Source organism: Brachybacterium epidermidis (assembly GCF_015209585.1).
Lineage (GTDB): Bacteria > Actinomycetota > Actinomycetes > Actinomycetales > Dermabacteraceae > Brachybacterium > Brachybacterium epidermidis.
In genome coordinates, this window is record NZ_JADEYR010000019.1 from 24,280 (window position 1) to 50,754 (window position 26,475).

The window sequence follows — 26,475 nt, forward strand, 5'->3', positions numbered from 1 at the left end:
AGGCCGGTCAGCGGCGGTCCTGCTTGGCCAGCAGCTTCACCACGGCCTCTCCCACGCCGCTGGCACTGGTGGGGTTCTGGCCGGTGATGAGTCGATCGTCGACCACCACCTTGGAGGCCATCGGCCGCAGCGCCTTGGTGTAGGTGGCGCCGCGCTCCTTCAGCCGCTCGTCCAGCCGGAAGGGGACCGCGTCGGCGCGGCTGGCGAGCTTCTCCTCGGGCCAGCTGTAACCGGTGACCTTGCGTCCGTCCAGGAAGGGGCGGCCGTCGGCACCGATCACCTCCGTGAGACCTGCCGGGCCATGGCAGACGGCTGCGACAATCCCACCGTCGCCATCGGTGCGACGGATCCGCTCGGCAAGGGCCGCGGAGGTGGGGAAGTCGAACATGGTGCCGTGGCCGCCGGTGAGGTAGACGGCGTCGAAGGACTCATCGGCCAGGGACTCGATGCTCGGGGTGTCCTCCAGCAGATCCATGAAGGAGCGGTCTGCGTAGCGCTGCCCTGTTCCGCCCTGCTTGAGCACCAGTGTGCCTAGGCTCTCGGGATCCAGGGGGACGCGGCCGCCGTCGATGCTGGCGATGACCACGTCGTGCCCGGCGCCGGTGACCACGTCGTAGAAGTGAGTGAGCTCGCCCAGCCACAGGCCGGTGCGGTACCCGACGGTCTCATAGGCCGCGGTGCTCGTGGTGACGGCCAGGATGCGCTTCGGGGTGGTGCTCTTGGGTGACATGCGTGTTCTCCCTGACTCGGATGCGGGGGCTGCTGGGGCACGGCCGCCGCATGTTCGGGTGGATCAGGTGGTGATCATGCCATCTCGAGCTGGCCAGCTCATTCTGAATCGGCCCAGGTTTGATGCCGCTGCTGTTTGAGTCCGAGAGGATGGACAGCATGCCGAAGAAGATCGATCCCCAGCTGCGCGCGAGGTGCGTGCGGCTCGTCAGGGAGCACCTCCAGGAGTCCCCCACCTTGCCCGCCGCCGTCACCGCAGTGGCTCGCCAGGAAGGCGTCTCGCGCGAGTCCGTGCGGCGCTGGCTCGCGCAGGCCGAGGTCGCCGACGGGACCCGCCCCGGCATCACGACCGAGGAGGCTGCCGAGGTCAAGCGACTGAAAGCAGAGAACAAGCGGCTTCGCGAGGACAATGAGATCCTGCGCCGCGCCTCGATTTTCTTCGCGTCAGTACCAGACTGAAGGCGTCCCGGCGGGGCTGGCTCCTTTTTTCGCTGCCCTCGTGGCTTATCCGCGATGTGCCGTCCCGCCGGGGCCCGCGGTGCTGGAGGTAGGCGTGGCCTGATAGGAGCCTGCTGGTTCGACTGCCCCACTGAGGCGTGCCCGCCCGCGTTCGGCACCGCAGCTCGAGCAGAATCCGGCCTGAGGAAGGGACTGTCATGACTGTCATCGGTATCGACGCTCACAAGGACTGGCACACGCTCGTCGCGGTGGACGAAGTGGGTCGCAGGATCAAGGAACTTACGGTCGAAGCACGTGCCGCCGGTCACCGAAGAATCATGACCTGGCTGGAGGGCTTCGAAGACGTCACCGTCGCAGTCGAGGATTGCCGACACCTGACTCGTCGACTCGAGGCGGATCTGCTCGAAGCCGGCCATCGAGTCGTGCGCGTGCACACCAGGTTGATGGCCGGCATGAGGCGCAGCAGCCGGGAACGCGGGAAATCCGACCCCATTGACGCTGAGGCCGTGGCCCGGGTCGCACTTCGCGAAGAGGGTTTGCCGACCGCTGAGCTGCCGGGCGCCTCCAGGGACATCAAGCTCCTGTCAGACCATCGCAGGACCCTGGTCGCCCGGCGCACAGCGATGCAGTCCAAGGCTCGCTGGTTCCTCCACGAAATTGATCCTGAGCTGGAGATTCCCTCTCGTGCTCTGCGCCGATACCACCTCCTGGACGAGCTGATCGAGTACCTGGAGCCAGTCGAAGGGGCGGTGGCCGAGATCGCTCGGGACCTCCTGGTCGACATTCGAGAGCTCACCGTCAGGATCAACACGCTGGAGTGCCGCCTGAGTCGACTGGTGCGCGCCAGCCATCCCTCACTGGTCGCCGTCCCGGGGATGGGAACCTTGGGCGCCGCGATGATCATCGGCGAGACAGCGGGGATCGCCAGGTTTCGCTCCCGCGATGCCTACGCGAGATTCAACGGCACCGCGCCGATCCCAGTCTGGTCAGGCAACAAGGTCCGCGTTCGCCTCTCGCGCGGAGGGAACCGCACGATCAACACCGCCCTGCACATGGCCGCCCTCACCCAGATCCGGATGGGCGCTGAGGGCGCCGCCTACTACGACAAGCTCATCACCGCCGGCAAGACGCGCAAAGAGGCGCTACGGCTGCTACGACGTCGACTCTCGGACCGCGTCTATGCGGCACAGCGAGCCGACGTGGTCCCCGCCGCCCAGGCGTTCGCAGATCCCGTTCCTATGGGGTCGTCGACAATGCAGGATCCCGCGTCTTCGGTGATGCTCATGGCCGCCTGAGTACCTGAACTTGACATAGGAGCATCGGGGAGCTCGACCCCCGAAACCGCTGATCTGCGCGTTCATCGACGAGATGCGCACCGAGGGCTATGCAGTCGAGCCGATCCTCCGCGTCCTGCGCCAGCAGGGCCTGAAGATCGCTGCACGCACCTACCGGGCCTGGAAGAGCCCGGTCCGTATCGCGGCCCGCACCGTCACAGACGCCCTGGTCGAGGACAAGATCCGCGACCTCGCCTGGCCCATCACCCCCGCCACCGGGCAGGTCCAGATGACGCCCGAGGGACTCTACGGACGTAGGAAGTGGGTCGCGCGGCTCCGCCGACAGGAAGGCCTGGCCGGCACCTCCCGCGGGGCGGTGGACCGGGCGATGCGGACCCTCGGTCTTGAGGGCATCCGGCGGGTGAAGAAGGTCCGCACCACGATCCCCGGCCCGGACGGGAAGCGGGCCGGTGACCTGCTGAATCGCGATTTCACCGCCCCTGCTCCGAACCGGGTCTGGGTCACCGACTTCACCTACGTCCGCACCTGGGCGGGGTTCGTCTACGTCGCGTTCGTCGTGGACGTCTTCGCCCAGCGAATCGTGGGCTGGCACGCCTCCACCTCGAAGCAGGTCGACCTGGTCATGACCCCGCTGCGCATCGCGCTGTGGCAACGCGAGAGGGAAGGAAACCCAGTCTCACCAGGGAACTTGATCCATCACAGCGACGCTGGGTCTCAGTACACCGCCATTCGACTGACCGAGCACCTCGCCCTCGAGGGCATCGCCCCGTCGATCGGGACCGTCGGCGATGCCTTGGACAACGCGCTGATGGAGACGGTGAATGGCCTGTTCAAGACCGAGTGCATCCGCACCACCGTGTTCCACGCCGGCCCTTACCGCACCCTCGCGGACGTCGAGTTCGCGACCGCCGGCTGGGTCGACTGGTACAACAACCGCCGCCTCCACGGCTCCCTCGGGATGCTCACCCCGATAGAGTTCGAGACGCTGCACAAAGAGGCCCTCACCCGAGAGCCCGCACCCACAAAGTAGCGGCAGAGAACCTGGGCCGATTCATTCTGGCTACCTCCTTTCAGCGGAGAAGTGATCGACGAAAGTCGCAGGCCAGGACCTTGTCCTACCAGGCGGGAACTGCGTTGAATCAGCAGTGCACCACGGTGCATTTCTCACACACCATTCAAGGGGGAATGATGAACGGTTACGACCCCGACGCCGGCTACGACCCCGACAGCGGGTACGACCCGGACGGCGGGTACGACCCCGACGCCGGGTACGACCCCGATGGGGGCTACGACCCCGACAGCGGGTACGACCCCGACTCCGGGTACGACCCTGATTCGGGTTCGTTCTGAGCTGCCTGTGCACTGAGAGAGCGCGGCGTCCGCATCTGCGGGCGCCGCGCTCTCGCATTCAGCGGGCCGCCATGGCCTGGCGGATGACCTCTCGGTCATCATGCGGGATGCGTCCAGTGCCCACCAGCTGCACCGTCTCATCACCCTTGCCTGCCACAAGCACTGTGTCGCCGGGTCGAGCCATCTCCAGCGCGGCGAGGATCACATCCGTGCGGCGCGGGATCTCGATGCAGTCCGGGCATCCCTTGCGCACCTCGGCCCGTATGCGCTGCGGAGGCTCGCGCCGGGGGTTGTCGTCGTTCAGCACCACCAGGTCGGCCAGGTGCGCGGCGATCGCTCCCATCTCCTGTCGCTTGCCGCGATCCCTCTCACCGCCCGCGCCGAACACGACCAGCACTCGGCCCGGGGTGCGCTCGCGCACTGCGGTCAGCGCAGTGCGCAGGGCTCCGGGATTGTGGGCGGTGTCCACCATGGCGGTGATTCCGTCGCACTGGGTAATGATCTCGAGTCTGCCCGGCGGCGGGGCCACCTGTTCCAGGCCTGCCACGACCGCTTCGGGTGACCCGCCGGCTGCGATCACGGCGGTGGCGGCCAGCAGCAGGTTCGTCACTGCGATCGAGTGCACCGTGGGAAGCGTGACCGGGTAGGGGTCCTCGCCCAGATGGAGCTTTCCGCTGAGGTGTCCATCGGTTTCGTGAGCGTCGGTGAGTCGCACGTGCCCGCCCTCTCCCACTTCCACGACCCGGGCGCCGCGACGCCTCGCGGCCTCGCGCACCATGTCGCCGCGCACACAGTCCGTGGCCAGCACGGCTGTCCCGTCGGGACGCAGATGCCTCTCGAACAGTGACAGCTTGGCGGCCCAGTAGCCGTCGACGCCCCCGTGCACGTCGAGGTGATCCCGTTCCAGGCCCGTGCACACGGCGGTATCCACTTCGACGTGCTCGAACAGGCCGTCCGCCAGGATTCCGACGAAGGCTTCCAGGGAGATCGCCTGGGCACCGCGGCGCACCTGGTAGTCGATCAGCTCCGGCAGGTAGGCGGGCGAGCGCCGCACCTTCGCCTCGTGCAGCACACCGTCGACGTCGGTGATGCCGGTGGAGTCGTACCCGGCGGCACTCCACCCGGCTGCCCGCATCAGCTGCAAGGTGGCCGTGCCGACGCTGGTCTTCCCGTTGGTGCCGGTGACCGCGGAGATCAACGGGCGCCCCGCAGGCACGCTGACAGGCTGGATCATGGTGCTACTCCCCCGAGCAGGCTGCCCCCCACGGGCCGCGACTGCCTCCATCACAGCACGGGCACCGGATCATCGGCGTCCTCCCCTCGGCGATTACCGGAGCGTAAACCCGAGCGAGCACGACACGACGGGTGACCGTGCATCGTCAGCTCCGCCGCCGAGTCACCCGCGACGCCCACTGCTCAGGGCCGCGCGGCGAGGGTGACGGTGACCTCCTGGGCCTCACCGTCGCGGACGATGTCGAGGGTGACCTCGGTGCCCACCGGCCGTTCACGGATCTGCGCGATCAGCGAGAGGGCGGAGTCCACGGCCTCGTCGTCGATCGCGAGGATGCCATCGCCCTCCTGCAGGCCGGCCTGCGCTGCGGGGCCGTCGGGTGCCACGTTCGCGACACCTGCGGCCCACCGCTGGGCCCCGTCGACCTCGACGATCACGTCGCCCACACCCACGCCCAGGTAGGCGTGCTGGACGGTGCCGGTCTCCAGGATCTGGTCAACCACGGACCGCATCTGCCGTGAGGTGATCGCGAAGCCGATGCCGATGTTGCCGGATTCGGGGCCGAGTGCGGCGATCGAGGAGTTGATGCCCACCAGCTGGCCGTTCGCGTCGACCAGGGCGCCCCCGGAGTTGCCGGGGTTGATCGCGGCGCTGGTCTGGATGGCGTTGGTGACCACGGGCTCCTGCGCCCCCGACGCCGACGGTTCAGCGCTGCCAGCCGTCACGGGACGATCCAGCGCGCTGACGATGCCGGTCGTGACCGTGCCGGACAGTCCCAGCGGGTTGCCCACGGCCATCACGGGTTCGCCGACCACCAATTCGTCGGAATCGGCGACCTCGATCGGGGTCAGGTCTGCGGGAGCATCGGCGATCTCCAGGACCGCGAGGTCGCTGGCCTGATCGCTGCCCAGCACGGACGCCTCGAAGACCCGCTCGTCAGCGAGCGTCACCAGGATCTGCCCACCCTCGGTGGCCCCGGCGATGACGTGGTGGTTGGTGACCACGTGGCCCTGCTCGTCGATGATCACGCCGGATCCGGCGCCACCGCCCTGCGAGGTGCGCACCGAGATCGAGACCACGCTCGGTGCGACCTGCGCTGCCGTGGCAGACCAGTCCCCGCCCGCCGATGCCGCGACGGCAGCCGGCTCAGAGGCCGGTTCGGAAGCGGAGGAGGCAGGCGATGCGTCCGGGGCAGCGGGACCGGTGTCCGCGCCTGTGCACCCCGCCAATGCCAGGGCCACACAGGATGCCAGGACCACTGGTGCAGCGGTGCCTCTCACCCGTCGGATCGTCCTGATCGTGCTCGGCCGCGTGATCCTCATCCCTGATCTACCCCTATCATGGACAGCGCAGCGGCGCACGATGCGCCGCGACGGCGAAAGAGGTGGACCGCCGGCGCCTCTTCGCAAGACACCGGCGATCTCCCCCTACGGGAAGCATCCCACCGCATAGTCTCTGCCAACTGGAAGGGATGCGAAAGACTCCTGGAGGCCGACGGCGAACGGCTCAGATCTCCTCGAGTGCCTCCGGGGTCTCCGGCAGGATCTGTCCGCCATCGACCACGATGCCCTGCCCGGTGATGTACCGGGCGCCGTCCGAGGCGAGGAAGGCGACGGTCGCACCGATGTCCTCCGGCTCACCAAGGTAGCCGGCAGGCACGGACCGTGCCATCTGGTCCAGGTACTCCTGCCCCAGCTCCTTCAGCCCCGGGGTCAGGATGTTGCCGGGCAGCACAGCATTGATCGTGATGCCCCTGCGTGCCAGTTCGATCGCGGCGGAGCGCACGAACCCCATCTGCGCGGCCTTGGTGGCCCCGTAGTGGGACCACGCCGGAAAGCCCGTGAAGTTGCCGGTGATCGAACTGGTCACCACGATGCGACCGCGCCCCGATGCCTCCAGTGCGGGGATCGCCGCCTGGACGGCGTGGATGGTGCCCTTGACGTTGATGTCGAAGATCAGATCGATGTCCTCGTCGGTCATCGCCTCGATGCGGGCCTGCGGGTACACCCCTGCGTTGGAGGCCAGCACGGAGAGTCCTCCGAGCTCGTCGGCCGCTCGGGCGATCACCTCGTCGCACGCCGCGCGATCACGCACGTCGAGCACGTAGGCGGTGAAGCCGTCCTCCCTTGCCTGGGAGCATTCGTCCTCGGTGAGGCCGGTGACGATGACCTGGGCGCCATGGTCGCGGAGCTGGCGTGCGATGCCTGCGCCGATGCCGACGGTCCCTCCGGTCACCAGGGCGGTGCGGGAATCAAGCAGTGCGGTCACGGAGATCCACTCCTCGGTCGAGATCAGAGTCCTGGCTCGCCGACCGTGGTTCGACGGCCGCTTCCACTGTAGTTCGGTAAGCGGGCACCGGGCCGGGACGTGCGCGGGGCCCCGGAGCAGGTCAGCGCTGCAGGACGGCTGGCCGGTGCATTGAGGCACCGCCGCGGAGGATCAGCTAGTTCGAATCCTCAGGCGCTGACGCGCCGGTGTCGCATCAACGCCACCCCGGGAATGCCACCACGCTTAGAGACGCACGCAACCGACTCCTGATCGTGCATCAGTCCCTTTCAGCGCGAAGAACCGAAACGCGATCTCGGCTCTGACCTGCGGTGGGCCCGGAGGGGACCGACCCTCGACCCGCGGATTGAAAGTCCGCCAGAGCACCGGCCGCAGAGCGTGTACAAGCAGGTCAGAGGGCTCGTACTGCTACCCGAAGCGCGACGGACACCACCGCGTCGCTGTCAGCGTTGCTGTCAAGAGGTGTTCGAGACGGGTCGGCATCTGTTCCTTGGGGACGGTGTCTCCAGAAGCCCTAGTCACACGTGCGCTCGGCTTTCCTCAACCTTGGACTGGAATGTCGAGTGGCTCGCGGGACAGCAAGCTGCCGATGAGCTCCTCGATGCGGGTGCGGATCTCGTCGCGCACCGGGCGGACTTCCGCCACGCCCTTGCCGGCTGGGTCCTCGAGTTTCCAGTCCTCGTACCGCTTGCCGGTGTAGTAGGGGCAGGCGTCGCCGCATCCCATGGTGATGACCACGTCGGAGGCCTGGACGGATTCGGGGGTGAGGACCTTCGGCTTCTGGTGGGAGATCTCGATGCCGACCTCCGCCATGGCCTCCACCGCTGCGGGGTTGATCGAGTCGGCGGGCGCAGACCCGGCGGAGCGGACCTCGATGCGGTCCCCGGCGAGCTCCCTCAGCCACCCGGCTGCCATCTGGGATCGACCGGCGTTGTGGACACAGACGAACAAGACGCTGGGGCGAGCGGGCATGGGAGCCTCCCGACCGGGGGTGAGGTTCAGGCGATGTCGAGGAACGCGCGGAGTTCGGCAAAGGCGGACGGGACGACGGAGTAGTGGGCCCAGCGGCCCTTCTGCTCGCGCGTGAGCAGGCCGGCGTCGACAAGCTTCTTCATGTGGTGGCTGACGGTGGGCTGACTGATGCCGAGCGGCTCGGTGAGATCGCACGCGCAGACCGACTCGCAGCCCTGGGCGGCGACGTGGGAGAGGAGTCGGAGCCGCGTGGGGTCGGACAGCGCCTTGAACAGGGAGGCGATCCTCTCGGCGTCGACGGTGTCGACCGGGCCTGCGGACAGCGAGCAGCACTCGTCAGAGTCGGTCCTCAGCGCGAATCCGGTGGCTGTGGCGTCGGTCGTCGTGGACATGCCCTCACCTTACATTGACAGTCATCGATGTGGGGCATAGCGTACGCATCGATAACCGTCGATGGAAGGAACATGGCCCTGATGAGTACGACCACCAAGGATGTGGAGCAGCCCCGCGTAATGGAGGAGATGTCCTTCCTCGATCGCTGGCTCCCGGTATGGATCCTGGCCGCCATGGCCGTGGGGCTCCTCCTGGGGCGGTTCGTCCCCGGCCTGAACACCGCACTGGAGGCGGTAAAGATCGGATCCGTGTCCCTCCCCATCGCGATCGGACTGCTGGTGATGATGTACCCGGTCCTGGCGAAGGTCCGCTACGACGAGACCCGCAGAATCGGAGCTGACCGACGCCTGCTGGTGACCTCCCTGGTGCTGAACTGGCTCGTCGGACCGGCACTCATGTTCGGCCTCGCGTGGATCTTCCTTGCCGACCTGCCGGAGTACCGGACCGGCCTGATCATCGTGGGCCTCGCGCGCTGCATCGCGATGGTGCTCATCTGGAACGACCTCGCCTGCGGCGACCGCGAAGCTGCCGCCGTGCTGGTCGCGATCAACTCCGTCTTCCAGGTGATCGCCTTCGGTGCCCTGGGCTGGTTCTACCTCCAGGCGCTGCCGTCGTGGCTAGGGCTGCCGACCACGTCGGCCGAATTCTCGATCGGCGCGATCGTCCTCAGCGTGCTGATCTTCCTCGGGATCCCCCTGGTCGCCGGCTTCCTGACCCGCATCCTCGGGGAGAAGGCGAAGGGTCGGGCCTGGTACGAGGAGCGGTTCCTCCCGAAGATCGGCCCGTGGGCGCTGTACGGGCTGCTTTTCACCATCGTGCTGCTGTTCGCTCTCCAAGGCGACGCGATCCTCTCCGCCCCGGGAGACGTGGCCCGCATCGCTCTGCCGCTGCTGGTCTACTTCGTGGTCATGTTTCTGGGGTCCTTCCTGCTCGGACGGGCGATCGGCCTGAATTACGCCAAGTCCACGACCGTCGCGTTCACCGCCTCGGGAAACAACTTCGAGCTCGCCATCGCCGTCGCCATCGGCACCTTCGGCGTCACCTCCGGCCAGGCCCTCGCCGGTGTCGTCGGCCCCCTGATCGAGGTCCCGGTCCTCGTCGCCCTCGTCTACGTCGCCCTCGCGATGGGCCGCCGGCTCTTCCCCGGCGACGCGACCGTTCCCACCCGATGAACCAGCAGAGAGGTCGAGTCACCATGACCGCGAAACGCCCCGCAGTCCTGTTCGTGTGCGTGAAGAACGGCGGTAAGTCACAGATGGCGGCCGCCCTCATGCGCCATCACGCCGGAGATGCCGTCGAGGTGCACCCCGCCGGCACCCGCCCCGGCACCGCCATCAATGCCCAGTCCGCGGAGGCGATCGCCGAGGTCGGCGCGGACATGTCCTCCGCCGTCCCCCAGCCGGTCACCTCCGAGCTGCTGCGCAGCGTCGACCACGTGATCGTCATCGGCGGCGAAGCCGAAATTGAACCCGTTGAGGGAATGACCGCGCCGGTCACCACCTGGCACACCGATGAGCCCTCCCTGAGGGGCATCGACGGGATGGAGCGCATGCGCCTGGTGCGGGACGACATCGACGCCCGCGTCCGTGCACTCCTGAACGACCTCACCGCTACCGCGAACTGACCGCGCCCGCAGCGACACGGCCCGACCTCGCCACCGCATCGAACTCGCCTCCCTGGTCGTCATCGACCCTGGTCCCATCGGCCCGGCCGCTGCCGCCCACCTCTGAGAACGCGGCTCTCGGGTCCTTGCCCGGGTGCCGGACCCGTCAATAGAGCGGCGCCTACCAGCGCCTCCGCCTGGGCACTCGCGCAGGGGAGACCGCGCTTCGACACCGATGGGTCGCCGACATGGTTCTCGCACCGTGTACACCCTGCTCGTCCTGCGGGCGCAGCCGGTAGGCACTCCCCGCCATACGGGCCGGGTGTGCGACCAAGTTCCCGTCGACTCCCCACAGGACGCAGCCATGTCGCCGACGACAGGCTTCGACCAGGGTGGGCCCGGAGGGGATCGACCCCTCGACCCGCGGATTAAAAGTCCGTCTGGACACGCGCGAACGACCACGTTTTCACAGGTCATGGCCCCGGCGCGACTCGAGCGAACCGACCAGACACCAGCGCGTTGCTGTCAGCACTGCTGTCAGATCCGCAGCGGCCTCTATGTGCAGACAGTTCACACTGGCGCACTGTCTGAGCATTATTGAGCAGATGCAACCCTGGTGTTCGTGAGTCGCTTGGCTTCCTAGTGCCCGGCGAAGGCCCTGAACGCGCACTCCGACCGGCAGCGCTCGTCGCTGTCCGGGCAAGCGTCGACGTGAGCCTGCGCCCTATGCAACTGTCCTTGCAGGTCAGTCAGGGTTCGCAGCTGGTTCTCGACAGCGGTGATCTGCATTGCCAACAGTGGCTGGAGCGTGGCCTTGACTCCCGTGCAGGTGCCGTTGTCCGCGAGGTCGAGGAGGCGGCGGATCTCGGGCAGCTCGAGGCCGAGCCGCTTGGCCGAAGCGATGAAATCCAAGCGCTCCAGGTGGCCCACGTCGAAGTCCCGGTATCCGTTGGCGCTCCTGTGCGCGGTGAGGATACCGAGGCGCTCGTAGTAGCGCAGTGTGCTCGTGGGCACTCCGGTGCGCTCGGCGACCTCGGAGATCCTAATGCTCCGACCATAGAGGGCTCCGGCTTGACCTTCAACCTGAGTTCAAGGTCTAACGTCTTGGGTATGACGTATGTGATTGCGCTGCCCTGCGTGGATGTGAAGGACCGTGCATGCATCGACGAGTGCCCGGTCGACTGCATCTACGAGGGGCAGCGAATGCTCTACATCCACCCCGACGAGTGCGTCGACTGCGGAGCCTGCGAGCCGGTCTGCCCCGTCGAGGCGATCTACTACGAGCTGAGCTTGATCGACAAGGATCACCCGATCGTCGCCGCACTGCCACCGCAGAACGGATAGAACAGCGTGTCCTGACCCAGGCCGCTCGACCTTGGATGCGATTGCGCATCCGGTACTGGTACGAGAAGGAACCGAAGGAGACTTATGCGCGCGAGCGTGGAATGGATGGAGCGGCACCAGGTGGTGCTCTACGTGGCGGGCCTGGCTCTCGGGGCCGTCGTTGGGATGGCCTGGCCTGCGGTTGCTCATCCTGCGGAGCTGGCGATCCACCCGGTGCTGGCGCTGCTGCTGTACGCCACGTTCCTCGGGATTCCCTTCGGCAGGATCGGGCGGGCGTTCCGGGACTGGCGGTTCCTTTCGACGATCCTCGTCGTCAACTTCGTCTTGGTGCCGTTGATCGTCTGGCCGCTCTCACGGATCGTCGCCGCCGACCAGGCACTCCTCGTTGGCGTCCTGTTCGTGCTGCTCACCCCTTGCATCGATTACGTCATCGTCTTCTCCGGCCTCGCGGGCGGCGACGAGGAGCGGCTCCTGGCTGCGGCACCGTTGCTGATGATCGCTCAGATGCTCCTGTTGCCGCTGTACATGTGGCTCTTCGTGGGAGCGGAGTTCGCCAGCTCCATCGAGGTCGCGCCGTTCGTAGAGGCGTTCGTGCTCATCATCGCGCTTCCCTTCTTGGCCGCGGCACTGACCCAGCTCGCCGCTGCCCGGTCACGGGCCGGCAGGAAGCTCGACCAGGTTGCTACCGCGAGGATGGTGCCGCTGATGGTCACGACGCTGGCGGTCGTCGTCGCTTCGCAGATCTCCGGCGTGAGCGCCCGGCTCGGTTCACTGCTCCTGGCGGTGCCGGTCTACGTCCTCTTCGCTGCAGTGATGGTGCCGGTCGGGATGCTGGCCAGCCGCATTGCGGGCCTCGACGTACCTGGAAGGCGTGCGGCCGTCTTCAGCGGGGCGACTTGAAGCGCCCTGGGTTTCGTTCCGAGTCTCAGCAAGGAGAATCGGAGTATGCCCAAGAAGTTCAGTCCAGAGCTGCGTGACCGTGCCGTGCGTATGGTCTACGACCGTCAGGTACGCGAGGGTGGTCCCCGTGCAGCATCGATCCGTGCGGTCGCCCCGCAGCTCGGTGTCGGCGAGGAGACGCTGCGGATCTGGTGCAACCGCTACGGCCCCACCGAACCAGCCGGCCCGGGAGAGCCGCTCGAGGAGGAGAACCGCCGGCTCCGGCGAGAACTCGCCGAGGCGAGACGCGCGAACGAGATCCTGAAAGCCGCCTCGGCGTTTTTCGCAGCGGAACTCGACCGCCCCACGACGAAATGATCGCGTTCATCGACATGCATCGCGAACAGTTCGGGGTCGAGGCCATCTGCCGCATCCTCGGTGCGACAGAATGTGGGTTCATCACCTCCCGCGGATACCGTGCCGCAAAGAGCAGGCCAGCCTGCGCTCGTAGCATTCGGGACGAGATGCTCGTGGAGGAGGTGAAACGAATTCACAAGGAGAACTACAGCGTCTACGGGGTCCGAAAGATGTGGCACGCCATGCAGCACGCGGGATGGGACGTCGGTCGCGACCAGGTGGCACGACTGATGAGGATCGCGGGACTCCAAGGCGTCCGGCGAGGCCGTAAGCCCGTCACCACCCGCCCTGGAGCCGGACCGGATGAGCGCCCCGACCTTGTGGAACGGAAGTTTGCCGCGGACCGTCCGCGGCAGCTCTGGGTCGCTGACATCACCTACGTCCGGATCCTCGCCGGATTCTGCTACGTCGCATTCATCACCGATGTCTTCAGTCGGAGAATTGTCGGCTGGGCGGTCGCACCCACACTCCACACACAGTCTCTACCTTTGCTCGCACTGGAGCACGCACTTCTTTCCACTGGTGCAAGCAGGAATGATAGCGGATTGGTTCACCACTCCGACAGGGGCAGTCAGTATGTCTCACTGGCCTATTCGGACGCTCTCATCGCAGCGGGGGTGAAAGCATCAGTCGGCACCGTTGGCGATAGCTACGATAACGCCCTGGCCGAGACCGTGAACGGTCTCTACAAGACGGAACTGATCTACTCGAAGCGGATCTGGGATTCGGTCAGCGAAGTCGAGTTGGCGACGATGGGCTGGGTCCACTGGTGGAACACGACCCGGCTCCACGAGGCGCTCGACTACCGCACTCCAGCGGCAGTCGAAGCGGCCTACACTCACACCACGACGACCGCGCCCGCGACCGTCTAACCACGGAACGAAACCCAGGACGCTTCAACTCGCAACTCACTCGTCGTCTTGCCCCTGGTGCTCGCCTTGCCGGCTGCGTTCGACATTGCTCCTCTCGTGGTCGTGACCCAGACGCTCGTCGAGCTCGTCGCCATGGTCGTCTTCATCCGGCTCATCCCACGCGTCATCCCCGCGCGGCCGGGAGCCGGTACTGACCGGGCCCCCGCCACACAAACCTCAGATATCGAGACGTAGCCCCGGTCCAGGGTGCTCGTGGTCGATGACCCCATCTCCTCAGCGCCCGTGGACGTGTTGGCGGTACGGGCCACCCGACGCGACGAAAGGTTCAGGTGCATCATTGTTGCGGTAGATGCAATACTAGGTGGGTGACCCAGGATCATCGTGGCGTGTCTCCACTTCGACAGCTCCGCAACGTGCGGGCGTTGGACGAGGGACGCTTCGTGTTCGAGGCGATGCTCTCAGGTTGGTCGGATCAGCAGGGCAGCCGAGGACTCGCTGAGCGGACGATCGGGAGCCGTGAGCTGGTTATCCGGAGGTTCGAGGAGTTTGCTGGCCGTTACCCGTGGGAGTGGTTGCCGGGTGACCTGGAGGACTACACGACACAGGCGAAGTCCCGAAAGCACCCAGCGACTCCGTCCACGATTCGCGGCTATCACTCCGTCATCCGCCTGTTTTGCGACTATCTCACCGACCCTCGATACCGGTGGGCGACGGACTGCGATGAGCGCTTCGGATCAACGCCGCAGCAGATCTGCCATGAGTGGAACACGCTCGCGCACTTGGTTGAGTACGAGGGCCGTCCGCAGCGCCGAGCCCTCACCTACGACGAGCTCGAGCAGCTCTTCACCGTGGCCGACCATCGCGTCGAGACGATCCTGCAACGCGGCCGCAAAGGCGCCCTCACAGCGCTGCGCGACTCTCAGATCCTCAAGACGATCTACGCTTTCGGGCTGCGCCGGGCCGAGGCAGTGGGTCTGGACGTGGCGGACCTTCGGCCCAACGGTGCTGCTCCACGCTTCGGACGCTTCGGCGCCGTCGATGTGCGCTGGGGAAAGGGTGCACATGGGTCGGGCCCGCGACGCCGGTCGGTGCTCACGATTCCCGAGCTGGACTGGATCACGGAGGGATTGGCCCAATGGATCGACCGCGCCCGACCTCGTTTCACCACCGGATCGGCGGGGCCTCTGTGGCTGACCGAGCGAGGTACGCGTGTCTCGCTGCGCTACATCGACCTCCGCTTCGCCCAGCTCCGCGACGAAGCAGAACTGCCGTCAGAGCTCAGCGTGCACGCTCTGCGCCACACATACGTCACCAACCTCATCGAGTGGGGATACGCCGAGAAGTTCGTACAGGACCAGGTCGGGCACGCGTACGCCTCGACGACCGCGATCTACACCTCCGTCGGTGACGACTTCAAGAACCGCATGATCAATCAAGCCCTCTCCCGGATCTATGGAGGACCCGATGCCGAAGACTCCCGCCGCTGATACCCCGATCACCTGGAACCTGCGCCCGCTCATGGCCGCTGCCGGCATGTTCCAGACCACGGATCTGATCGAACCGCTGCGCGCCCAGGGAGTACAGCTCTCTCGCGAGCAAGTGTTTCGCCTGGTGACAAGGACTCCCGAGAGACTGAACGTCGAGGTGTTCGCAGCTCTCTGCCGAATTCTCGATTGCACCCCCAACGACCTCATCGAGATCCCGAATGTCCAGGCCGCGCGCCCACGCCGAGCAGCCGGAGCTCCAGACAGCTCTGGGCCGGCGATCGGCGATCTGCGCCCGATCCGCGCCAAGCTGCACCGCCCGCTCGAGTGAACCGACCGGGACGTACCCATGGCCACCAGGTCGGCTGTGACAGGTGCGCGCGTCCTATCGCAGCCAGGTACTCGATCCTTGAGCAGCACATCTGCAACGCCTGCTACTCAAGGCTCCGCCGACATCCCGGAAACTGCCCCGAGTGCGATCAAATCAAGGTTCTGGCCTTCTACGACGCGGACCGACGCATCGTCTGCGCAACCTGTGCCGGAGTGCCGTCAAAGTTTGCGTGCATCACCTGCGGAAGCGAGCAACAGCTTACCGGATCTCAGTGCGGCACCTGCCGGCTGACCGAGCGTCTCCGCGACGTCCTCGCAGACAAGGGCGGTGCGATCCATCCCAGTCTTGCCACCCTGTATGAACACCTACTGACGGCACGCGACCCGCGCGCGGTGGTGCGATGGCTGCGCAGAGAGCCGGTCGGGGCGACGCTTCGCGCCATGGCCGCCGGCGAACTTCCGATCAGCCACTCCACACTCGATGCTCTCCCGCTCTCGCCTCGCGTGCGGTACCTGCGCCGCATGCTCATCAGCGCCGGAACGCTCCCGACCATCGACGTACTGCTCAACGACCTCGAGAACCACGCCGCCGCCTTCATTGCAAGCCTTTCCACGGAGCACGGTGCCGTCATCGCCCAGTACTTCCACTGGGAGCTGCTCCGCAAGATCAGACAGCGATCCGCGAACCGAGCCATGACCCCCAGCAGCTACAGCATCCGGTCCACGGAGTTGCGCAAGATCGCTCACTTCCTCGCCTGGCTCGACGCCAACGGGCTCTCCCTGCCTTCGCTGGATCAGACTTCCGTCGACCGCTTCTTCGCCCGCCATCACTCCCAGGTGGCAGTTGGCACGTTCCTGAACTGGGCGATACGGCAGAGCCTGACAAGTCCGGTGAAGATCCCCGGGCGGAAGCCAGCCCGGCCGCGTCCGCCGGTCTCCGACGACGTCATCTGGGACAAGGTCGATCAGCTCGTCGATGACGAATCCGTTCCGTTAGGAAGTCGCCTCATCGGCCTGCTCGTCCTCGTGTTCGCACAGCGGATCAGCGACTGCGTGCGTCTGTGCCGCTCGGACGTCACGGACGGCGAAACGATGAGGATCGCGCTGGGGCGGACCCCACTCACCCTGCCAAGCCCCATCGCCGTACTGCTGCGACGTCATCTCAAGGAGCTAAGCACCCGGCGGCCCTACGTCGCCGGTGGACCGGATTGGCTCTTCCCCGGGGCCACGCCTCACCACCACGTCAGCGAAGCCAGCGTCGCCCTCCACCTCGTCCCGCACAAGATCCATGCCAGAAAGATCCAGCAGGCCCGAATCGACCACCTCGTTCAAACCGTGCCGGCCAGCATCGTCGCCGACACGCTCGGCATCAACATCCACACCGCCGTTAGACATGCCGCACGCACCAACTCAAGATGGGGCAACTACCCCGAACTACGAGCGTCACCCACTGGGGAATAGTGCACGTCTGAACGATGCCGGTCCCCGGCAATCTGAGTGCGAGTGGCCAGGCGAGCCGTTGCGGCAGACCTGCGGACGGGTTCAGGTCTGTCGCAGCACGGTCTGCGCTGAGTGCTTGCCCCGGGTCGTAGCGATCCGGGGCATGCGCGGTACCGCTTCGCGTCCGACAGGTGAGTCTGCGTGCCTAGAAGTCCCAGTCGTCGTCGCTGGTGTGCTCGGCCTTGCCGATGATGTACGACGATCCGCTTCCGCTGAAGAAGTCGTGGTTCTCGTCGGCGCTGGGGGCGAGGGCGGCGAGGATCTCTGGGCTGACTGACGTCTCCTCGGCGGTGAACCGTGCCGGGTAGCCGAGGTTCATGAGGGATTTGTTCGCGTTGTAGCGCACGAAGGCGGCGACGTCGCCCATCAGGCCGAGGGGTTCGTAGAGCTCGCCTGAGTAGTCGAGCTCGAGGTCGTAGAGCTCTTCGAGCAGGGTGTACGTGAACTCCTTCATCTCGTCGCGGCGGTTGGGGTGAGCATCGAGGCCGCGCTGGTACTTGTAGCCCGAGTAGTAGCCGTGCACGGCCTTGTCGCGCAGGATGAGTCGGATCATGTCGGCGGTGTTGGTCAGGGTGGCGTGCACGGAGAAGTGCAGCGGCAGGTAGAAGCCGGCGTAGAGCAGAAGGCTGGAGAGCAGGGTGGAGGACACCTTCCGCTTTAACGGGTCGGGCCCGTAGTAGTACTGGAGCACCTTCTTGCATCGCGCTTGAAGCAGGTCGTTTCCGATCGCCCAGCGGTAGGCCTCATCGATCTCTCGGGTACTGGTCAGGGTCGAGAACACCGAGGAGTACGAGCGGGCGTGGACGGACTGCATGAAGGCGATGTTGGTGTAGACGGCTTCCTCGTGCTCTGTGCGGGCGTCCTGGATCTGGCAGATCTCCCCGACGGTGGCCTGCACGGTGTCGAGCATGGTAAGGCCGGTGAAGACTCGCATGGTGAGGGTTCGTTCATGGGGCGCGAGTGCTTGCCAGGCCTGGTGGTCGTTGGACAGGGGCACCTTCTCGGGCAGCCAGAAGTTCGCGGTCAGGCGGTTCCAGATCTCGAGGTCCTTCTCGTCGCTCACGCGGTTCCAGTTGATCGGACGCAGCGGTGCGCTGGGGTCGTGTCGGTATGCTGGAGGGGTGATGGAGCCTTCTACGGCTGTTGTGGCGGTCATGCTGTTCTCCTCTGTTCGTTGTTCTTGTCGTTCGTCGTGGCTGTCCGTTGCCAGAACAGGTCGAGCCCTTCGTTCACGCACTCAATATCGCGCTGGGTGCCCAGGAGTTCGAAGCGATAGAGCTCTGGGACACCGCACTTTCGGGAGATGACTGGGCCGGCGAGGCAGTAGTGCTCGCCGAAGTTGGTGTTGCCTGCGGTGATCACCCCGCGCAGCAGCGCACGGTTGGCGGGATCGTTGAGGAAGGCGATGACCTGCTTCGGCACGGCCCCGGCCTGCTCGCCGCCGCCGTAGGTGGGGACCACCAGAACGAAGGGGCGGCACACGCGGACCATCCCCTCGACACGGGGGCGGAGCGGGATCCGCACCGCAGGCCGCCCCAGCCTCTCCACGAAGCGCAGCGTGTTCTCGGAGACGCTGGAGAAGAACACGAGATCTGCTGACTCCTGTGGCGTCAGGTCACGTGTTCCGAGTCCCGGTGCTGCGCGCTCGATGCCTGCCGTCATCGATCCCTCCTTCGTCGTCGTCCCATCCGACTGACCTCGAACTACTAGATGTTGGGTCTGCACTCCGCGGGGGTGACACATGTAGTGATATCAGTCCTGGCAGCCCTCGACCATACGCCACGCCGGGTTTGTAACTTCGGCATACCGAACCATACGATTTGAGGGTCCGGAAGTGGCCACGCCTGTGGCCGTGAACGAAGAGAGGTCGCCGATGCACATGCGAGGACGATGGAAGGCTGCGCTCGGCGCAGTCGTTGCGAGTGCGGCGCTGGTGCTCACCGGCTGCTCCGCTGGAGCCAGGCCTGATGCTGCCGACGACGGAGAGAAGCCGGTGGTGTTGACGACGTTCACCGTGCTGGAGGACATCGCGGAGAATGTTGCGGGCGACCACCTCGTGGTCGAGTCGATCACGAAGCCTGGCGCGGAGATCCACGGGTACGAGCCGACGCCGGGAGACATCCGGAAGGCCTCGGATGCCGACCTGATCCTGGACAACGGCTTGAACCTGGAGGTGTGGTTCGGCCAGTTCGTCGAGGAAGTCGATGTGCCTCATGTCGTGGTCTCGGAGGGGATCGATCCCATCGACATCGCGGGGGACGCCTACGCGGGCAAGCCCAACCCGCACGCCTGGATGAGCCCGAAGAACGTGCAGGTGTACGTCGACAACATGGTCGCGGCGTTCAGCGATCTCGACCCGGAACACGCTGAGGACTACGAGAGGAACGGGGAGACCTACAAGCAGCAGCTCCAGCAGGTCCAAGATGACCTGACGGGCGAGCTCGAAAGTCTTCCGACCAGCCAGAGAGCGCTGGTGACCTGCGAGGGCGCATTCTCCTACCTCGCCCGAGATGCCGGGCTGACCGAGAAGTACATCTGGCCCGTCAACGCCGAGCAGCAGGCGACCCCGCAGCAGATCACCTCCGCGATCGAGTTCGTCGACGAGAACGAGGTCCCCGCCGTGTTCTGCGAGTCGACGGTCTCCGACGACCCCATGCAGCAGGTTGTGGGTGCTACGAATGCACGCTTCGGAGGAACGCTGTTCGTGGACTCGCTCTCCGAGGAAGGCGGCCCGGTGCCCACGTACCTGGATCTGATCCGCCACGATGCGGACACCATCGCTGCGGGACTCACCGGAGAGGACTCATGACGACAGCGGCGATCGATGTCAAAGGTGTCACCGTCCGCTACGGCGATGTACTCGCCCTCGACGACGTATCTGTTGCGGTGCGGGCGGGTGCGGTGACGGGGTTGATCGGAATGAACGGCTCCGGGAAGTCCACCTTGTTCAAGGCGATCACCGGCATGGTCCGGCCTGACGCAGGCAGCGTCCTGCTGAATGGCGCGCAGCCGGCGCCGGCCAGGCGGCGAGGACTCGTCGGCTACGTCCCCCAGAGCGAGGACGTCGACTGGGCTTTCCCCGTCTCTGTCCGAGACGTCGTGATGATGGGAAGGTACGGCCACCAGGGCGCCACGCGCCGAGTTCGGCCCGCTGACCGCATCGCTGTGGACGAAGCCTTGGAGAGGGTGGAGCTCACGGAGTACGCCGATCGACAGATCGGCCAGCTCTCCGGCGGGCAGAAGAAGCGCGCCTTCGTCGCCCGCGGGATCGCCCAGGACGCACGGATCATGCTGCTGGATGAGCCCTTCGCCGGCGTGGACAAGCGCAGCGAAGCCACCATCGTCGATCTTCTCCGCGCACTCGCTGACGACGGCCGTACCGTCCTGGTCTCCACCCACGACCTCCATGCTCTGCCGCAGCTCGCCGACGACGCCGTGCTGCTGCTGCGAACCATCCTCTTCCACGGCCCGGTGAAAGAGGCCCTCACACCCGAGAGGCTCGCTCTCGCCTTCGGCCTGGACGTTCTGCAGCAGGAGGGTGCCGCATGACCCCGCTCGACTGGCTCCTCGAGCCGCTCTCCTACGACTTCATGACCCGTGCGCTCGTCACGACCGTGATCGCTGCCGTGGTGTGCGCACTGCTGTCGTGCTGGCTGGTGCTCATCGGCTGGTCGCTCATGGGGGACGCCGTCTCTCACGCCGTCCTCCCCGGAGTCGTCATTGCCTACATCCTCGGTGTCCCGTTCGCCATCGGCGCGGTCGTCTTCGGGTTCCTGGCGGTCGGCATGATCGGGCTCGTCCGCGGGACGAGCCGCGTGAAGGAGGACGCCGCCATCGGCATCGTCTTCACCACTCTCTTCGCCCTCGGGCTGGTTCTGATCTCGGTCACACCCAGCCAGACCGACCTCAACCACATCATCTTCGGCAACATCCTCGGCGTCTCCCGCGCAGACCTCGTCCAGATCGCGATCCTGGCTACCGTGGCTCTTGTCACCCTGGTGTTCAAACGCCGCGACCTCACGCTCTACGCCTTCGACCCGACACACGCCCACGCGATCGGCCTGTCTCCCCGATTCCTCGGCGCGCTGCTGCTGGGTCTTCTGGCGCTGACCGCAGTTGCCGCTCTCCAGGTCGTGGGAGTGGTGCTCGTCGTCGCGATGCTCATCATTCCCGGAGCGACGGCCTATCTGCTCACCGACCGCTTCGGGCGGATGCTCGTGATCGCGCCGGCCCTCTCGTCACTCTGTTCCGTGGTCGGGATCTACATCAGCTACTGGGTCGACGCCTCACCCGGCGGCCTCGTCGTCCTCACCCAGGGATGCGCCTTCGCACTCGTCTACCTCATCAGTCCCAAGCACGGCCTGCTCAGCAAGAAGGTCGGAGCTCGCCGGTATCGACGCGATACGGCTCGCCGGCGTGAGGATCAGGTAGGCCCCGCAGAGACGTAGAGGGCATCTGTCGCAGAGCGTCCCAGCAACGTTGGCGAGCCCACTTCTCCAGAACGAACTTCCAGCGCATCGGAGAACGGCGCTCCCGCCGCGACCACAAGCGTGGCCCCGACTCCGATGCCCTGGGACTCGAAGAACTGCAACATCGCCGGGTCCGTGTCCGAGATCCGCTCGACCACAAACCTGCCCTCCGCTCCGACGTCGGTGAGACGCCGCGCATCAGGCACGGTCACTGTTCCGTCCGCTGCAGGGATTGGATCACCGTGCGGGTCACGCCGGGGGCGACCCAGAACGTCATCGATCCTCTCCACCATCAAGTCCGAGACGGCGTGCTCGAGCTGCTCGGCCTCCTCGTGGACCTCGTCCCACCGATACCCGAGGGTCCCCACCAGAAACGTCTCGATCAAGCGATGCCGCCGCACCATCACCAGCGCGTACGAACGACCGACCTCCGTCAACTCGACCGAGCCATACCTCGCGTGAGACAGAAGACCCTGCTCAGTCAGTTTCCGCACCGCATCCGAAGCGGCCGACAGGGCAACACCGGTCCGCTGCGCGATGAGCTTCAACGTCACTGGCTCGTCACTCCACTCGGACAACCCCCAGATCGCCTTCAGATAGTTCTGGGCACTCGCAGACAGCTCATCGACGGACATGGCACGACGATAGCCTCGAAGCTTCAACTTAGCTATATAGAACTCGAGGCTTCGGCGCGCCACGGACTCACGTAGTAGGCATCGACCGTGAGGTGCGTCCCGGGCCCGCGCCTCATCCGGCACTGACGCAGAACCCTGAGAACAATGCTCAGCCGAATGAATCTCTCCCCCGGCAGTCTCCCCTTACGGGCATGAGATCTGGCCTGACGCCTGGGACGGAGTGTTCAGTGCATGCTGTATAGTTCAGTGCATGCTGACTATTGCTTCGCGTCTCGACGTGATGAACCGCCTGGGTCGCGCACTGGCCGACCCCACTCGATCCCGGATCATCCTGACCCTGCTCGACCATCCCGCTTACCCGGCGGAACTGGCCCGAGATCTGGACCTGACACGCCCGAACGTGTCCAACCACCTGGCATGCCTGCGCGATTGCGGGATCGTCGTCTCCGAGCCCGAAGGTCGCCGGACACGATATGAGATCGCCGATTCGCACCTGGCGCAGGCCCTGACGGCACTGGTCGATGCCACCCTGGCAGTGGACGAAGACGCCCCGTGCATCGACCCTGCCTGCTCGCTTCCCGGATGCGACGCAGCTGGGGAGGGCGCATGATCCTCACCTCGGTCTTACAGGCGATGGGCCTGTTCGCAGCGACCAACATCGACGACATCATCGTGCTCTCCCTCTTCTTCGCTCGAGGGGCAGGCCAGCGCGGCACCACCGCCCGCATTCTGGTCGGCCAATACCTCGGGTTCGCCGGCATCCTCGGTGCCGCGGTCCTGGTGACCATCGGCGCCGGAGCGTTCCTGCCCTCGGCAGCCATCCCGTACTTCGGCCTCATCCCTCTGGGCCTCGGCCTGTGGGCCGCGTGGCAGGCCTGGCGCGGAGACGACGACGATGACGACGACGAGGCCAAGGTCGCCGGCAAAAAGGTCGGCGTGTGGACAGTCGCAGGCGTCACCCTCGCCAACGGCGGCGACAACATCGGCGTGTACACCCCTGTCTTCCTCAGCGTGGAACCTCTCGCCGTAGTCGCCTACTGCATCGTCTTCCTCGCCCTCGTCGCGGTCCTGGTGGCCCTGGCAAAGTTCGTCGCCACTCGCCCACCGATTGCCGAAGTCCTCGAACGCTGGGAGCACATCCTCTTCCCCATCGTTCTTATCGGTCTCGGCATCGTCATCCTTGTCAGTGGCGGAGCTTTCGGCCTCTGACTCAGCTAAAGCAAACACAGGTCCCGGGCTCGATAGATCGGTCCCGGAACCTGGACCCGGGACACTTCGTCGCGTCGGCATCGTCCGAGCGGAGTCCGGATCTGAGCCCCGACGAGTTCCCACCGTTCAACGGGGAGGGCTTGCTCATGGTGAGCTCGTCTGAGTTCCAGCGCGCACCGGTCGATGGCTAGCCTGACCGGGGCTAGTGGAGTAGCTGGCGCAACAGTGAACGGGAGACTGGGCAGCATGTTGAGGATCGGTACGCGCCGGGTTGCTTCCCGTGCGGCGAACAGAGTGGCAGACAACGACGCCGAGACGGCCGCCTCGCCTGTCGGCGCAGCAGTTTCCGGGATTCGATGCGGGGCGAGCTGGTGAGCTCGATTCGCACCAGAATCCTCATCGTGGGTGCTGCGGCCCCGTGGGCTCTGCTCTGGACGGTGATCGCGGCCGCCATGGCGGGAGCACCGGTCTCGATGGAGCTCGTCGATGCCGGCCCGGTGGTGCGGTGGGGTTTGCCGATCGTCGATGCCATCGGTGATGTGGTCGGTGCCGCGACCGTGGCGTGCCTCGTGCTGGCGCTCGTCGTGCTGCCCCGCCGTGCGGAGCCGTCCGCGTCGGAGGCTGATCAGGAACACGCTGCCGTGTCTCGGTTCCATCCAGCGTACGAGCGGACGCTCGATATCGGTATGGGCCTGGGAATGGTGTGGTCAACGCTGCTGGTCGTACGGATGGTGCTTGGCTACGCTTTGGCGGCGGGCCAGGCACCCTTCTCCCCGCGGTTCGGCTCCGATCTCCTGATGTACATCACACGGCTTGAGCTCGGTCAATACCAGCTTGCCGGGGCGGTGTTCGTCGCCGCTGCCTCGACCATGCTGATCGTCGTGAGGTCCCGTACGGGGCTGCTGATCTCGCTGAGTCTGGTGTTCGCGGCGTTGGTGACGAAGTCGATGACGGGCCACGCCTCGGGGCAGACCTCCCATGAGGCGGCCACGAGCGCGATGATCGTGCACCTCGTGGCTGCCGGAGTGTGGCTGGGTGGGCTCGCGCTGCTCGTACTGGTTGCGGGCCGGCTCGGAGTACGACTGAGGGATGTCGCCGAACGGTTCAGCGTCCTGGCGCTTGCTTGTTATGGGGCGTTGGCCGCCAGCGGTATCGCCTCTGCCCTGGTCCGGCTCTCCGCGCCTCTGGACCTTGTGACCACCGCGTACGGGTGGATGCTCGTGCTGAAGACGGTGTTGCTGGTGCTGCTGGGTGGCGCTGGCTGGTGGCAGCGCCGACGGGTACTGGGCCGGCTGCGGGACTCGGATCGCCGGAGAGACTTCCTGTGGCTCGCCGCGGGGGAAGTCTTCCTGATCGCGGCGGCGACCGGACTCGCTGCCGCACTGTCGAACACGGCGCCTCCGGTGCCGGACGAGCCTGAGCCGGTCACCTCGACGGCTGAGGCGCTGACCGACTATCCACTGCCTGCTCCGCCTGAGCTGGCGACGCTGCTGACGACCTGGCGTGTGGACGTCGCCGGAATGGCACTCGCCCTCGGTCTCGCGGTCATCTACCTCTGGGTGCACCTGCGCCGCCCGTTGACGGGCACTGGCGGGCGACGCTGGCCCGTGGCCAGGACTTCGGCGTGGGTAGCGGGATGCGTGGTCATCTTTTGGGTGACGAATGGGGCACCGGGCGTGTACGCGCCGGTGCAGTTCTCCGTGCACCTGAGCCAGCACGCGCTGCTTGCTCTGGTGGCAGTGCCTCTACTGGTTGCCGGGCGTTTCGGTGATCTCGTGCGGGATCGGATCGCTCCTCGGTCGGACGGTTCGGCGGGACTGCGCGAGCTCGTCGACTGGAAGCCTCGCTCCCGTGCGGGTCGGTGGCTCGCTCACCCGGCGGTGTTGGCGCTGCTCGGCGCGGCGGGATTTGCAGCGATCTACCTGACCCCGGCGCTCGGCGCGGGGTTGCATACCGCGCCCGGCCGACTGGTCGTGCTTACTGCCGCTGTGGTGGCCGGTGCTGCTGTGTCGCTGCCATTCCAGGGTAGGGCGCTGGGTGGTGGCATGGTCGCTGGGCGGGAGCGCTGGGTGGCCCTGGTTGTGGGGGCCGGCTTTCTTGCTGGGCTGGCGCTTCTGCTGGTGCTGGCGCTCCCGGTCGTGGAGCCCGACTGGTTCGCAGTCATGGGGCGGACCTGGGGCCCCGATGCGTTCGGAGATCAAAGGCTTGGTGGCTGGGTCCTGCTTGCGCTGGTTCTGACGCTGGCAGTCCTGCACGGCGCGGTCATCTCGCGATCGCGACGGAGCAGCGAAGGACTCTCCGTAGGTCGTTCCGCCTCAGCGCGGTACTGAGCCGGGTTCTGTTGCTCGCCGCGGCGTGCCGTGATGCGTTGTCCTGATCGGGTTCGTGATGGTCAGTCGGTGTTGTCACCGGGGCTGCGGCGCAGGCGGACGATGATCGCACCGATCGCGGCGAGCAGTAGGAGCAGAGCGAGGCCGCCGAGGATCATACCGAGAGGAAGGCCGCCCTCGCTCTGTTGAGCCTCTGCCGGTTCGGCAGCGGTGTCTTCCGTGCTCGGTTCGTCCGTCCCGGCGGTCGGCTCCTCGCTCTCCTTCGGCTCCTCCGATTCGGAGTCCGCTGTGGCCGTGGGCTCGGCACCGACTGTGACGGTGAAGTCGACCGTGCCTTCGATCGGGTGGCCGTCCGAGGAGACGACACGCCACAAGACCTGATAGTCATCGGCGGGCAGCGGCGGCAGGTCGATCGTGGCCGTGTTGCCGGACACGGCGGGGGGCCCCGGGGAGATCTCCCCCCCCGCGGGGGGGGGCAGGCGCCCCGCCGGGCGGAGGTGTGGAGGCCCCACGCCGTAGGGGGGGCCGGGGGGCCCGGGGGGCGGCCCGGGGCCCGGGGGCCCTGACGAGCCGCGTCCACGCACAGCTCCCTCAGCTCCACCAGCAGTGCGATCAGACCCGCCAGGTCGGTGGCCGTGGCGGTGGGAGCGGGCGCTGTAGTGGCGTGGGGATCCGGGTCCTCCGCCTG

At 66.4% G+C, this 26,475-nt stretch carries 28 protein-coding genes, 1 pseudogene and 1 other annotated feature; of the genes and pseudogenes, 18 read left to right on the forward strand and 11 right to left on the reverse strand.

Features of this window, described 5'->3' with window-relative positions; genetic code table 11:
• Positions 1-7: 7 nt before the first annotated feature.
• A complete protein-coding gene (locus tag IOE58_RS12970; RefSeq protein ID WP_193866788.1) occupies positions 8-730 on the reverse strand; it encodes a type 1 glutamine amidotransferase domain-containing protein in 723 nt (240 codons plus the stop codon).
• A gap of 158 nt (positions 731-888) precedes the next feature.
• Between IOE58_RS12970 and IOE58_RS12975 the strand changes: the two genes are divergently transcribed.
• From IOE58_RS12975 to IOE58_RS12990, 4 genes and pseudogenes are all read left to right on the forward strand, one after another.
• The gene (locus tag IOE58_RS12975) at positions 889-1,188 is read left to right on the forward strand and encodes a transposase (protein ID WP_193866789.1); all 300 of its coding nucleotides are present in this window, start codon (positions 889-891) and stop codon (positions 1,186-1,188) included.
• A 197-nt stretch (positions 1,189-1,385) separates the two neighbouring features.
• A complete protein-coding gene (locus IOE58_RS12980; protein WP_193866790.1) occupies positions 1,386-2,483 on the forward strand; it encodes an IS110 family RNA-guided transposase in 1,098 nt (365 codons plus the stop codon).
• A gap of 28 nt (positions 2,484-2,511) precedes the next feature.
• Positions 2,512-3,513 (forward strand): annotated as a pseudogene (locus IOE58_RS12985) (IS3 family transposase); the annotation flags it as partial.
• A gap of 158 nt (positions 3,514-3,671) precedes the next feature.
• Positions 3,672-3,833, forward strand: a complete 162-nt coding sequence (locus IOE58_RS12990) for a hypothetical protein (protein WP_193866791.1) — start codon at positions 3,672-3,674, stop codon at positions 3,831-3,833.
• A 58-nt stretch (positions 3,834-3,891) separates the two neighbouring features.
• On the opposite strand, the gene IOE58_RS12995 is transcribed toward IOE58_RS12990, so the two are convergent.
• From IOE58_RS12995 to IOE58_RS13015, 5 genes are all read right to left on the reverse strand, one after another.
• Positions 3,892-5,067, reverse strand: coding sequence for a Mur ligase family protein (locus tag IOE58_RS12995; RefSeq protein WP_193866792.1), 1,176 nt, complete (start codon positions 5,065-5,067; stop codon positions 3,892-3,894).
• Between the two features lie 182 nt (positions 5,068-5,249).
• Positions 5,250-6,386 carry a S1C family serine protease gene (locus tag IOE58_RS13000; protein WP_228020113.1) on the reverse strand — a complete coding sequence of 379 codons (1,137 nt, stop codon included), beginning with the start codon at positions 6,384-6,386 and terminating at the stop codon, positions 5,250-5,252.
• 184 nt (positions 6,387-6,570) lie between these two features.
• Entirely contained in the window at positions 6,571-7,332 is a 762-nt protein-coding gene (gene fabG / locus IOE58_RS13005) for a 3-oxoacyl-ACP reductase FabG (protein ID WP_193866794.1), read from the reverse strand.
• 558 nt (positions 7,333-7,890) lie between these two features.
• Complete coding sequence (locus tag IOE58_RS13010) at positions 7,891-8,322, reverse strand: arsenate reductase ArsC (RefSeq protein ID WP_193866795.1); 432 nt, start codon at positions 8,320-8,322, stop codon at positions 7,891-7,893.
• A 26-nt stretch (positions 8,323-8,348) separates the two neighbouring features.
• Positions 8,349-8,714, reverse strand: a complete 366-nt coding sequence (locus tag IOE58_RS13015; protein ID WP_193866796.1) for an ArsR/SmtB family transcription factor — start codon at positions 8,712-8,714, stop codon at positions 8,349-8,351.
• A gap of 81 nt (positions 8,715-8,795) precedes the next feature.
• Here IOE58_RS13015 and arsB point away from each other — a divergent pair, with 81 nt between their 5' ends.
• Positions 8,796-9,887, forward strand: coding sequence for an ACR3 family arsenite efflux transporter (gene arsB / locus IOE58_RS13020; RefSeq protein WP_031307374.1), 1,092 nt, complete (start codon positions 8,796-8,798; stop codon positions 9,885-9,887).
• Between the two features lie 23 nt (positions 9,888-9,910).
• Positions 9,911-10,339 (forward strand): arsenate-mycothiol transferase ArsC, encoded by a 429-nt coding sequence (locus IOE58_RS13025; protein ID WP_193866797.1) that lies wholly within the window; start codon positions 9,911-9,913, stop codon positions 10,337-10,339.
• Between the two features lie 618 nt (positions 10,340-10,957).
• Here the strand turns inward: IOE58_RS13025 and IOE58_RS13030 are convergent.
• On the reverse strand, positions 10,958-11,365 hold the full coding sequence (locus IOE58_RS13030) for a MerR family transcriptional regulator (protein WP_193866811.1): 408 nt from the start codon (positions 11,363-11,365) through the stop codon (positions 10,958-10,960).
• Between the two features lie 63 nt (positions 11,366-11,428).
• Here IOE58_RS13030 and IOE58_RS13035 point away from each other — a divergent pair, with 63 nt between their 5' ends.
• From IOE58_RS13035 to IOE58_RS13060, 6 genes are all read left to right on the forward strand, one after another.
• The gene (locus IOE58_RS13035; RefSeq protein WP_193866798.1) at positions 11,429-11,662 is read left to right on the forward strand and encodes a ferredoxin family protein; all 234 of its coding nucleotides are present in this window, start codon (positions 11,429-11,431) and stop codon (positions 11,660-11,662) included.
• Between the two features lie 84 nt (positions 11,663-11,746).
• A complete protein-coding gene (locus IOE58_RS13040; protein WP_228020115.1) occupies positions 11,747-12,562 on the forward strand; it encodes an arsenic resistance protein in 816 nt (271 codons plus the stop codon).
• A 45-nt stretch (positions 12,563-12,607) separates the two neighbouring features.
• Positions 12,608-13,830, forward strand: a protein-coding gene (locus tag IOE58_RS13045) for an IS3 family transposase (protein ID WP_193866799.1) whose coding sequence is annotated in 2 segments (ribosomal slippage) — positions 12,608-12,887 and positions 12,887-13,830 — 1,224 coding nt in all. Because the reading frame shifts where the segments join, the coding sequence is not laid out codon by codon here.
• Positions 12,877-12,979, forward strand: a sequence feature (AL1L pseudoknot). (Overlaps the previous gene by 103 nt.)
• A 365-nt stretch (positions 13,831-14,195) precedes the next feature.
• Entirely contained in the window at positions 14,196-15,317 is a 1,122-nt protein-coding gene (locus tag IOE58_RS13050; protein WP_259792751.1) for a tyrosine-type recombinase/integrase, read from the forward strand.
• On the forward strand, positions 15,295-15,645 hold the full coding sequence (locus IOE58_RS13055) for a helix-turn-helix domain-containing protein (protein WP_193866800.1): 351 nt from the start codon (positions 15,295-15,297) through the stop codon (positions 15,643-15,645). Before IOE58_RS13050 ends, IOE58_RS13055 begins: the two co-directional genes overlap by 23 nt.
• Positions 15,646-16,166: 521 nt before the next feature.
• Entirely contained in the window at positions 16,167-17,105 is a 939-nt protein-coding gene (locus IOE58_RS13060) for a site-specific integrase (protein WP_193866801.1), read from the forward strand.
• Between the two features lie 184 nt (positions 17,106-17,289).
• On the opposite strand, the gene nrdF is transcribed toward IOE58_RS13060, so the two are convergent.
• Together nrdF and nrdI are read right to left on the reverse strand one after the other, a co-directional pair.
• On the reverse strand, positions 17,290-18,300 hold the full coding sequence (gene nrdF, locus IOE58_RS13065) for a class 1b ribonucleoside-diphosphate reductase subunit beta (protein ID WP_193866802.1): 1,011 nt from the start codon (positions 18,298-18,300) through the stop codon (positions 17,290-17,292).
• Positions 18,297-18,806, reverse strand: coding sequence for a class Ib ribonucleoside-diphosphate reductase assembly flavoprotein NrdI (gene nrdI / locus IOE58_RS13070; protein WP_106505696.1), 510 nt, complete (start codon positions 18,804-18,806; stop codon positions 18,297-18,299). The genes nrdF and nrdI overlap by 4 nt, the downstream gene beginning before the upstream one ends.
• A 217-nt stretch (positions 18,807-19,023) precedes the next feature.
• Here nrdI and IOE58_RS13075 point away from each other — a divergent pair, with 217 nt between their 5' ends.
• The 3 genes from IOE58_RS13075 to IOE58_RS13085 are packed head-to-tail and all read left to right on the forward strand — an operon-like array spanning position 19,024 to position 21,592.
• Positions 19,024-19,953: a metal ABC transporter substrate-binding protein gene (locus IOE58_RS13075; RefSeq protein ID WP_228020117.1), complete on the forward strand. Its 930-nt coding sequence runs from the start codon at positions 19,024-19,026 to the stop codon at positions 19,951-19,953.
• Positions 19,950-20,693, forward strand: a complete 744-nt coding sequence (locus IOE58_RS13080) for a metal ABC transporter ATP-binding protein (RefSeq protein ID WP_102237453.1) — start codon at positions 19,950-19,952, stop codon at positions 20,691-20,693. The genes IOE58_RS13075 and IOE58_RS13080 overlap by 4 nt, the downstream gene beginning before the upstream one ends.
• Positions 20,690-21,592 (forward strand): metal ABC transporter permease, encoded by a 903-nt coding sequence (locus IOE58_RS13085; RefSeq protein WP_193866803.1) that lies wholly within the window; start codon positions 20,690-20,692, stop codon positions 21,590-21,592. Before IOE58_RS13080 ends, IOE58_RS13085 begins: the two co-directional genes overlap by 4 nt.
• On the opposite strand, the gene IOE58_RS13090 is transcribed toward IOE58_RS13085, so the two are convergent.
• On the reverse strand, positions 21,568-22,248 hold the full coding sequence (locus IOE58_RS13090) for a metal-dependent transcriptional regulator (protein ID WP_193866804.1): 681 nt from the start codon (positions 22,246-22,248) through the stop codon (positions 21,568-21,570). The two genes, IOE58_RS13085 and IOE58_RS13090, sit on opposite strands and share 25 nt — an antisense overlap.
• Before the next feature lie 250 nt (positions 22,249-22,498).
• Here IOE58_RS13090 and cmtR point away from each other — a divergent pair, with 250 nt between their 5' ends.
• The 3 genes from cmtR to IOE58_RS13105 all read left to right on the forward strand — a co-directional run bounded on the left by cmtR (position 22,499) and on the right by IOE58_RS13105 (position 25,787).
• Entirely contained in the window at positions 22,499-22,858 is a 360-nt protein-coding gene (cmtR, locus tag IOE58_RS13095) for a Cd(II)/Pb(II)-sensing metalloregulatory transcriptional regulator CmtR (RefSeq protein WP_006590980.1), read from the forward strand.
• A complete protein-coding gene (locus IOE58_RS13100; RefSeq protein ID WP_193866805.1) occupies positions 22,855-23,457 on the forward strand; it encodes a cadmium resistance transporter in 603 nt (200 codons plus the stop codon). Before cmtR ends, IOE58_RS13100 begins: the two co-directional genes overlap by 4 nt.
• 371 nt (positions 23,458-23,828) lie before the next feature.
• Positions 23,829-25,787: a cytochrome c oxidase assembly protein gene (locus tag IOE58_RS13105; protein WP_193866806.1), complete on the forward strand. Its 1,959-nt coding sequence runs from the start codon at positions 23,829-23,831 to the stop codon at positions 25,785-25,787.
• A 62-nt stretch (positions 25,788-25,849) separates the two neighbouring features.
• Here IOE58_RS13105 and IOE58_RS13110 read toward each other — a convergent pair whose 3' ends face one another.
• Positions 25,850-26,371: a copper resistance CopC family protein gene (locus IOE58_RS13110; RefSeq protein ID WP_348981989.1), complete on the reverse strand. Its 522-nt coding sequence runs from the start codon at positions 26,369-26,371 to the stop codon at positions 25,850-25,852.
• Positions 26,372-26,475 lie beyond the last annotated feature (104 nt).

What these genes read in the sequence shown, in the direction of transcription:
- IOE58_RS12970 (WP_193866788.1), bottom strand. Translation starts at nt 730, where the DNA reads ATGTCACCCAAGAGCACCACCCCGAAGCGCATCCTGGCCGTCACCACG.
- IOE58_RS12975 (WP_193866789.1), top strand. Translation starts at nt 889, where the DNA reads ATGCCGAAGAAGATCGATCCCCAGCTGCGCGCGAGGTGCGTGCGGCTC.
- IOE58_RS12980 (WP_193866790.1), top strand. Translation starts at nt 1,386, where the DNA reads ATGACTGTCATCGGTATCGACGCTCACAAGGACTGGCACACGCTCGTC.
- IOE58_RS12990 (WP_193866791.1), top strand. Translation starts at nt 3,672, where the DNA reads ATGAACGGTTACGACCCCGACGCCGGCTACGACCCCGACAGCGGGTAC.
- IOE58_RS12995 (WP_193866792.1), bottom strand. Translation starts at nt 5,067, where the DNA reads ATGATCCAGCCTGTCAGCGTGCCTGCGGGGCGCCCGTTGATCTCCGCG.
- IOE58_RS13000 (WP_228020113.1), bottom strand. Translation starts at nt 6,386, where the DNA reads ATGAGGATCACGCGGCCGAGCACGATCAGGACGATCCGACGGGTGAGA.
- IOE58_RS13010 (WP_193866795.1), bottom strand. Translation starts at nt 8,322, where the DNA reads ATGCCCGCTCGCCCCAGCGTCTTGTTCGTCTGTGTCCACAACGCCGGT.
- IOE58_RS13015 (WP_193866796.1), bottom strand. Translation starts at nt 8,714, where the DNA reads ATGTCCACGACGACCGACGCCACAGCCACCGGATTCGCGCTGAGGACC.
- arsB (WP_031307374.1), top strand. Translation starts at nt 8,796, where the DNA reads ATGAGTACGACCACCAAGGATGTGGAGCAGCCCCGCGTAATGGAGGAG.
- IOE58_RS13025 (WP_193866797.1), top strand. Translation starts at nt 9,911, where the DNA reads ATGACCGCGAAACGCCCCGCAGTCCTGTTCGTGTGCGTGAAGAACGGC.
- IOE58_RS13035 (WP_193866798.1), top strand. Translation starts at nt 11,429, where the DNA reads ATGACGTATGTGATTGCGCTGCCCTGCGTGGATGTGAAGGACCGTGCA.
- IOE58_RS13040 (WP_228020115.1), top strand. Translation starts at nt 11,747, where the DNA reads ATGCGCGCGAGCGTGGAATGGATGGAGCGGCACCAGGTGGTGCTCTAC.
- IOE58_RS13055 (WP_193866800.1), top strand. Translation starts at nt 15,295, where the DNA reads ATGCCGAAGACTCCCGCCGCTGATACCCCGATCACCTGGAACCTGCGC.
- IOE58_RS13060 (WP_193866801.1), top strand. Translation starts at nt 16,167, where the DNA reads ATGCTCATCAGCGCCGGAACGCTCCCGACCATCGACGTACTGCTCAAC.
- nrdF (WP_193866802.1), bottom strand. Translation starts at nt 18,300, where the DNA reads ATGACCGCCACAACAGCCGTAGAAGGCTCCATCACCCCTCCAGCATAC.
- nrdI (WP_106505696.1), bottom strand. Translation starts at nt 18,806, where the DNA reads ATGACGGCAGGCATCGAGCGCGCAGCACCGGGACTCGGAACACGTGAC.
- IOE58_RS13075 (WP_228020117.1), top strand. Translation starts at nt 19,024, where the DNA reads ATGCGAGGACGATGGAAGGCTGCGCTCGGCGCAGTCGTTGCGAGTGCG.
- IOE58_RS13080 (WP_102237453.1), top strand. Translation starts at nt 19,950, where the DNA reads ATGACGACAGCGGCGATCGATGTCAAAGGTGTCACCGTCCGCTACGGC.
- IOE58_RS13085 (WP_193866803.1), top strand. Translation starts at nt 20,690, where the DNA reads ATGACCCCGCTCGACTGGCTCCTCGAGCCGCTCTCCTACGACTTCATG.
- IOE58_RS13090 (WP_193866804.1), bottom strand. Translation starts at nt 22,248, where the DNA reads ATGTCCGTCGATGAGCTGTCTGCGAGTGCCCAGAACTATCTGAAGGCG.
- cmtR (WP_006590980.1), top strand. Translation starts at nt 22,499, where the DNA reads ATGCTGACTATTGCTTCGCGTCTCGACGTGATGAACCGCCTGGGTCGC.
- IOE58_RS13100 (WP_193866805.1), top strand. Translation starts at nt 22,855, where the DNA reads ATGATCCTCACCTCGGTCTTACAGGCGATGGGCCTGTTCGCAGCGACC.